Source organism: Synechococcus sp. CS-1332, assembly GCF_025127995.1.
Taxonomy (GTDB): domain Bacteria; phylum Cyanobacteriota; class Cyanobacteriia; order PCC-6307; family Cyanobiaceae; genus Cyanobium.
Map to the genome: position 1 here is coordinate 23,952 of NZ_JAHLYP010000025.1, position 6,344 is coordinate 30,295.

Genomic DNA, 6,344 nt, shown 5'->3' on the forward strand with positions numbered 1-6,344 from the left:
CGAACCACCATGAACACCATCCTTCGTCAGGGTTCCCGCCGCCTCGCGGGCCTGCTGGGCACCACCGGCGCCCTGGCCCTGCTCGCCACACCCCTGGAGGCCTTGGCCGGTCCCTGGGGCCAGGCCGGCGTTCCCCGTCAGGTCGACAGCCGCCGTGTTCCCTACCCCGTGCAGACCCTGCCCAGCCCCTCGTCCTACGGCGACGGCTACGGCGGCGGCTACCGGGCCGACTACGACGTCGACCGCTACCGGGCCAACCTGCCGGTGGCCCCCGACTTCGTCCAGGCCCAGACGGCCCAGCGCTGCAACGTCGGCCGGCTGGTGGGCGGCATCATCGGCGGTGGCCTGGGCTACGCCGCCTCCCGCCAGGACGGACGCACCTGGGCCGTGCCGCTCGGGGCCCTGCTGGGCCAGCAGATGGGTTGCAGCATCGGCGCCCAGCGCGCTCCCCTGCCCTGGTGAACCCCTGGCTCAGGAAGCGGTCCCGAAGGCCACCTGACAGGCGGCATTGAGGAGCTCCGCTTCCTGGGCATTGTCCGGCTGCTGGCCATTCAGCAGCCCCGACTGACAGTCGGCCGAGAGCTGGAAGACGTTGCCATCAGCACTGACGTCGAAGGACACCGTGGCGGTGCCCGTCGGCTGGACCGTGCCGTACAGCAGCTGATACTGGGTGTTGGGCACCACGATCGTGGTCTGGTTGCTGGCCACCGCCGCATCCACCGCACTGTTGACGATGGCGGCCGTCGCCAGGGCGCCCACCCCCCAGGCGGCAGCACTGGCTCCCCACCATCCCCAGGAGGGGGTGGCCCAGCCGCCGTACCAGCCGTGGTTCCAGGGTCTGGCGACCCCCCAGCCAGGGCGTGCCCAGCCCGGTCTGACGCCGATGGCGTTGACGTTGACCGCGCGGTTCCAGTTGCGGTTGACGTTGACAGCGCGGTTGACGTTGCGGTTGACGTTGACAGCGCGGTTGACGTTGCGGTTGACGTTGACAGCGCGGTTGACGTTGCGGTTGACGTTGACAGCCCGGTTGAGCGAGGGGCCCCCAAGCCCACCGGCGACCCCGTTGCTCCAGCCACCGGCGGGCCTGGTGACGCCCCGGTTGAGGCCGCCCGCCCCACCGGATCCCTGGAAGCCGGTGCGGCCCAGCGATCCGCCGCCACCGGCACGACCGAGACCACCGCCACCAACCCTGGCGCCACCACCACCTCCAACCCTGCCGCCACCACCACCTCCAACCCTGCCGCCACCGCCACCCCGACCACCGCCACCGCCGCCACGGGCGATCAGCACCGGCGCCTGCGGTGCCGTGGAAGCGTCAACGGCCAGGGCAACCCCGACCGGGGAGGCGATCACACCCGCCATCACCAGGGCGAATCCACTGAGATTTTTCATTTCAGCAGCAGCGCGCAGGCGTCGTCGTAGCAGCTGGCATCCACCCGGCCGTCCTGGCCGAAGTGGACCATCACCAGGTCACGGCCCTGAAGGCGGGTATTGGCGCGATCCTCCCGGACACTGTTGAGGTAATTCGGGTTGACCACACACAGTTCCTTGCCGTTGAAGCAGACCGTGTTGGTGGAGAACCGGGCGGAAGCGCCTGTCAGCGGGCGCCATTGCTTGGTGTCGTTCGCCCAGATCGCCATGGTCACCGGTTCGGCGGTGATGCGGACCGTTTCGGTGACCTTGCCGATGCGATGGCGATAGAGGGTGGCCCTGCCATCGTCAACCGCTTCCACCGTGCAGGGGACCGGAGCCGCCCCCTGGAGGGAGCACTGGGTGGAGAGGGTGTAGAGCAGCTGGGGCGCTGGAGCAGCCTCGACGGCGGAAGCGGGCTGGGGGGCCAGCAGGGCCGTGGCCGTCAGGCCGGCCAGGATCCCGCCACCAAGCACGGCCAGACGGTGAGGACTGCCGCCAACGATGCGGACACTGGGGCGAAGGCTGATCCGGCGCTGTGGCATGGGGAAAGGAATCAACGGAGCTCCCGCAGGATGGCTGTCATTGAACTCAGAGTGGCCATCAAGGATCTCGGCGACGGCACGCGTCTTGCAAAACGTTGTAATCAGTCGGGTTGGTCAAGATCCGCTCGCTGGGCCTCCAGCTGTTTCTCCGCTTCGATTTCCCCGGGCGAGAAACAGATTCAGGAAGGTCCGGATCACGGCGACCACCCCCAGCTGAATGAGGTTCTGGCCCGACGGCGAGGTGGTGGTGGCGACGATGTCGGCACCGAGCTGGAACACCAGGGCCATCGACACCCGCCAGCCCCTGGAGCAGGCCTCGGGGGATTCAAGCCAGGGCATCGAGGGGGTCATGCGGCCTGCTGCCTCTGGCGCTGCCAGCGCAGGAAGGGAATCGAGAGCAGCACCGTGACCAGCAGATAGGAGAGCACCGCGAGTTTCAGGCCAACCATGCCGGCGCCGTAGGACGAGGCGAAAAGCAGGGCCAGGCCCGGATTCCGCATCGAGGTGACCAGGGCAATCGTGGTGCTCTCCCGGGGATCGGGGCCGGCGAGCCCATAGCCGATGGCCAGCGCCACCAGCACCATCACCGCCATGAAGCCCAGGGCCAGCAGGTTGGCGGCCGCAAAGGGCACCAGCAGCGGCAGCGACTTGATCAACACCAGCAGGATCAGCAGCAGCAGCAGGCCATTGGCCAGCTTGTCGAGCGGGCCTGACAGCCGCTGCGCCCAGGAGGGCTGCCAGCGCCTGAGTCCCAGACCCGCCAGCAGGGGCAGCACCTGGGCCTTGCCAACCTGGAGAGCCACCTCCTTCGGGCCGATGTCCCAGCCCGTGATCCCAAAGGAGGATTGGAACACATCGGCGATCAGCGGGATCGAAACGATCGCGGCCACGGCCGCGCAGGCCTGCAGCACCGCCGCCAGCTCGCGGTCACCACCCGTCTTGCCGGCCTTGCGCAGGGTGAGGGGAGCGCTCGGAGAAGCGGCCATCAGGGCGATGCCGAACCTGGCCGGCTGGGACAGGGTCAGGCTCTGGGGCAGTTTCAGCAGCAGCAGGGCCACCAGGGGCACCAGCACGCAGGAGCCGATCAGCACCCGCAGCACCAAGGCCGGCCTGCGGCGCAGCTGGGCCATGGCGTCTCCCTTCAGGCCAACCCCCAGGGCGAACATGATCGTGAACAGGGTGGCGCTGACGAGCAGCAGGGGGGCCTGGGCCATGGCGTCGGGTGGAGTGGGTGGGTGGAGCTGGGGGCTGGGAGCGGGTCAGGGTCCTCGCCGGGGTGCCAACGGTGGTGGCCGATCCAGCAGATGGGTCAGCCATCCCGGCACCGAGACCGTGGCCACCAGGATGGTCAGGGAGGTGCTGAGCCGGCTGGAGAAGGTGCGGGCCGTGTCCAGGCCGAAAAACAGAAACGTGAAGGTGACCAGTACCGCAAAGATGCCGGTGGTGAGCGCACTGGCCGAACGCAGCAGATCCCTGGGGTGACGGGCCGAATCGCCAGCGGCATCGCGGCTGAGGCTGCGTCCGGCGACGCAACCGGCCAGGGCGAAACAACCAAGCAGGAGGGCCCTGGTGGAGAGATCTCCTTGCGGGTCGCTCTGCTGAAATTTCGCCGCCAGGACAACGGCGGTGCCGAGCACCGCGCCGCAGGTGGTGCCGAGCAGGGCCCACCAGCGCAGCGGGCTGTGGATCCGGCCGATGAACGTGGAGGTGGCGGCCAGGACCAGGGAACTCAGCAGCGTGGAAGGCAGAAAGGGCAGATGGCGGGTGATCGCGTAGGCCGAGGCAATGCCGACGACGGCTCCGGCGATCCTGCCCATCTGGGCATGGGGTGCGTTGGCGTCAGCAGCCAGGGGATCGGGCAGCCTTCGCTTCCGCATGGCGTTGGATCGAATCACGGACGACCGGAGGCTACGGAAGCGCTTTGATCGAGGCTTGTTCCCCTGAGATCGGCATCCTGGAAGACGGTCCCGGTCAGGATGGCACCGGTGAGATCGGCGTTGGTGAGGATGGCTCCGGTGAAGTTGGCCTCAGTGAGATCGGCCCCAGACAGATCGGCTCCGGTGAGATTGGCCGCCGTGAAGTTGGCGCCGACCAGATCAGAACTCCTGAGGTTCGCGTTCCGCAACACCGTGTTGGCGAAGTTACCCCCCCGCCAACGGCTGAAAGGAATTCTGATTCCCTCCAAATTCGTGCCCTGCAAATCGAAGTCGTCCTGCCAGAGTCCGTCTGCAGTGAGATCCTCAACGATTCGGATACGACCCAGGCTGACGGCGATGCCAGCCTCCCGCAGCATCAACAGCAAACCAAGCTGCTCGTGATGTTCTTGCTCCTTACGCCGACCAGCCTCGAGGATGTACACAAGAGCGGCTGTCAAGATACTGAACGATTCCACATTACCTATACTGATGACGTCCAGATAATTACTGGTGAGGCAATTCTCTCTTGCTTCAGCTCCATGACAGTTATCGAAGCGATTGACGAGCGAGAGCAACACAAAAGACAGGCTTGCAGCGATCAGCACCCTGAAACCGAAAGAGCGATCCAGCAGCAGGTGAAAAGGGGAAGCACGGCGGCGCTGCTGACGGGAAAACCAGGTGGATCGCTGGGGAGTTGCCATCTTCAGGAACGCTGGCTGCCTGGGCGCACGATGCAGCGAAAGCCCATGTGGCAGGTGGAGGTGTCGAGGCCCTGGGCCATGCGTGCCGCCGGCCGGTAGCGGCGGCAATAGCTGGGGGCACACAGAAACGAGCCGCCCTTCACCACCTTGCGTGGCATCGTTCCGTGCTGGCTGGTCGGGTCGATGCTGGCCTCGCGGGGGCCGGCCGCCCCGCCGCAACATCCCCCGGGGCCATGGTCGCCATACCAGCTGTCGGTCCATTCCCAGACGTTGCCGATGCAGTCGACGAGGCCGAAACCGTTGACGGGAAAAGCGCCCACCGGCGAGGTGCCCGCGTAGCCATCCAGGAGGCTGTTGTGATGGGGAAAATCGCCCTGGAAGGTGTTGGCCTCCGGGCGGCCCCCCGGGTGCAGCTCCTCCCCCCAGGCGAACTCGGCGCCTTCACGGCCACCCCAGGCGGCCCGCTCCCACTCGGCCTCGCTGGGCAGCTGCTTGCCGCTCCAGGCGGCGTAGGCCGCCGCATCCTCATGGGCCACGTGCACCACCGGATGGTTTGGCCGGTTCCGGATCGAACTGCCGGGGCCCTCCGGATGGCGCCAATCGGCACCGGGGATGTACTGCCACCAGCGGTAGGGATCGCCCTGGCCCACCGGCCCCGGCGGGGGCACGAACACGATCGAGGCGGGCGCCAGCAGCTCCGGTAGCGCCTCGGGATAGAGGGCCGGATCGGCGGGCCGCTCGGCCAGGGTGCGGTGGCCCGTGGCCTTCACGAACTTCTGGAACTGGGCATTGGTGACCGGTGAGCGATCGATCCAGAACCCCTCGACGCTGACCCGATGGGCCGGGGTCTCTTCGGGGTAATGGGCGTCGGAGCCCATGGTGAAGGTGCCGCCCGGAATCCACGCCATATCCCGCGCCGGAGGACGACCCGGCCGATGGGACGGCTCGGATCGCGCTGGGGCAGGAGAACGATCCGAGATCATCGGGCTGGCTCCGGACGCGTCGCCCTTCAGTGGCCGCCGCTGGCTGCGGCGGTCATCTTGTCCATCACCTCCTCCAGGGAGAAGCTGGCGGCCTTCTGGCGGGGCGGATAGGCCTGGAAGGTGGCCAGGAACCGCCCAACGATGACCTGGGCTGGCACCAGGGCAAAGGCGTGGTCCAGCATCCAGTCCCAGTAGGTGTTGGAGGTGATGTCGGCCCGCTCGTAGGGATCGGTGAGCAGGTTGAAGATCTTCGGCAGACGCAGGACAGTGAAGGGTTCGGCCCAGATCTGGCAGGTGCCGGCCTGGCGCTGCTCCATGAACACGAACTTCCAGTTGTCGTAGCGCAGGCCTGTGAGATCGCCGTCGTCAGAGAAGTAGAAGAAGTCTACCCGCGGACTTTTCTGGGCCTGGCCCGTCCAGTAGTCGAGCATGTTGTAACCATCCAGGTGGATCTTGAAGGTCTTGGAGCCCACCGGATGGCCCTCCAGGAGCTTCTGCTTGATCTCCGGTTCGCCGGCCGCCGCCACCAGGGTGGGCAGCCAATCGAGGTGGCTGACGATGCCGGTGAACAGGGTGCCGGGCGCAATCTTGCCGGGCCAGCGGACCATGGCCGGGACCCGATAGGCCCCTTCCCAGTTGGAGTTCTTCTCGTTGCGGAACGGGGTCATGCCGGCATCGGGCCAGCTGTTCATGTGCGGGCCGTTGTCGGTGCTGTACATCACGATCGTGTCATCGGCGATGCCCAGCTCATCGAGCAGGTTGAGCATCTCGCCGATGCAGTTGTCGTGA

The 6,344-nt window shown here is 67.0% G+C and carries 9 protein-coding genes; 1 reads left to right on the top strand and 8 read right to left on the bottom strand.

Features of this window, described 5'->3' with window-relative positions:
- Nucleotides 1-9 precede the first annotated feature (9 nt).
- Nucleotides 10-462 (top strand): hypothetical protein, encoded by a 453-nt coding sequence (locus KQ305_RS05340; protein ID WP_259724391.1) that lies wholly within the window; start codon nucleotides 10-12, stop codon nucleotides 460-462.
- Between the two features lie 9 nt (nucleotides 463-471).
- Here KQ305_RS05340 and KQ305_RS05345 read toward each other — a convergent pair whose 3' ends face one another.
- The 8 genes from KQ305_RS05345 to KQ305_RS05380 form a co-directional block, all read right to left on the bottom strand.
- Nucleotides 472-1,392: a hypothetical protein gene (locus tag KQ305_RS05345; protein WP_259724392.1), complete on the bottom strand. Its 921-nt coding sequence runs from the start codon at nucleotides 1,390-1,392 to the stop codon at nucleotides 472-474.
- Nucleotides 1,389-1,955: a hypothetical protein gene (locus tag KQ305_RS05350; protein WP_259724393.1), complete on the bottom strand. Its 567-nt coding sequence runs from the start codon at nucleotides 1,953-1,955 to the stop codon at nucleotides 1,389-1,391. Before KQ305_RS05350 ends, KQ305_RS05345 begins: the two co-directional genes overlap by 4 nt.
- A 114-nt stretch (nucleotides 1,956-2,069) precedes the next feature.
- Nucleotides 2,070-2,306, bottom strand: a complete 237-nt coding sequence (locus tag KQ305_RS05355; RefSeq protein ID WP_311134319.1) for a DUF1622 domain-containing protein — start codon at nucleotides 2,304-2,306, stop codon at nucleotides 2,070-2,072.
- Complete coding sequence (locus KQ305_RS05360) at nucleotides 2,303-3,169, bottom strand: bile acid:sodium symporter family protein (RefSeq protein WP_259724394.1); 867 nt, start codon at nucleotides 3,167-3,169, stop codon at nucleotides 2,303-2,305. Before KQ305_RS05360 ends, KQ305_RS05355 begins: the two co-directional genes overlap by 4 nt.
- Before the next feature lie 45 nt (nucleotides 3,170-3,214).
- The gene (locus KQ305_RS05365; RefSeq protein ID WP_259724395.1) at nucleotides 3,215-3,832 is read right to left on the bottom strand and encodes a hypothetical protein; all 618 of its coding nucleotides are present in this window, start codon (nucleotides 3,830-3,832) and stop codon (nucleotides 3,215-3,217) included.
- A 14-nt stretch (nucleotides 3,833-3,846) separates the two neighbouring features.
- On the bottom strand, nucleotides 3,847-4,572 hold the full coding sequence (locus KQ305_RS05370; RefSeq protein WP_259724396.1) for a pentapeptide repeat-containing protein: 726 nt from the start codon (nucleotides 4,570-4,572) through the stop codon (nucleotides 3,847-3,849).
- Between the two features lie 2 nt (nucleotides 4,573-4,574).
- Nucleotides 4,575-5,480 (bottom strand): formylglycine-generating enzyme family protein, encoded by a 906-nt coding sequence (locus tag KQ305_RS05375; protein ID WP_259724397.1) that lies wholly within the window; start codon nucleotides 5,478-5,480, stop codon nucleotides 4,575-4,577.
- A gap of 101 nt (nucleotides 5,481-5,581) precedes the next feature.
- On the bottom strand, nucleotides 5,582-6,344 hold a 763-nt coding region (locus KQ305_RS05380; protein ID WP_259724398.1), incomplete at its 5' end, for a sulfatase-like hydrolase/transferase.

Excerpts from the sequence above, each read along its gene's own strand:
- KQ305_RS05345 (WP_259724392.1), bottom strand. The coding sequence starts at position 1,392 with ATGAAAAATCTCAGTGGATTCGCCCTGGTGATGGCGGGTGTGATCGCC.
- KQ305_RS05355 (WP_311134319.1), bottom strand. The coding sequence starts at position 2,306 with ATGACCCCCTCGATGCCCTGGCTTGAATCCCCCGAGGCCTGCTCCAGG.
- KQ305_RS05365 (WP_259724395.1), bottom strand. The coding sequence starts at position 3,832 with ATGCGGAAGCGAAGGCTGCCCGATCCCCTGGCTGCTGACGCCAACGCA.
- KQ305_RS05370 (WP_259724396.1), bottom strand. The coding sequence starts at position 4,572 with ATGGCAACTCCCCAGCGATCCACCTGGTTTTCCCGTCAGCAGCGCCGC.
- KQ305_RS05350 (WP_259724393.1), bottom strand. The coding sequence starts at position 1,955 with ATGCCACAGCGCCGGATCAGCCTTCGCCCCAGTGTCCGCATCGTTGGC.
- KQ305_RS05340 (WP_259724391.1), top strand. The coding sequence starts at position 10 with ATGAACACCATCCTTCGTCAGGGTTCCCGCCGCCTCGCGGGCCTGCTG.
- KQ305_RS05375 (WP_259724397.1), bottom strand. The coding sequence starts at position 5,480 with ATGGCGTGGATTCCGGGCGGCACCTTCACCATGGGCTCCGACGCCCAT.
- KQ305_RS05360 (WP_259724394.1), bottom strand. The coding sequence starts at position 3,169 with ATGGCCCAGGCCCCCCTGCTGCTCGTCAGCGCCACCCTGTTCACGATC.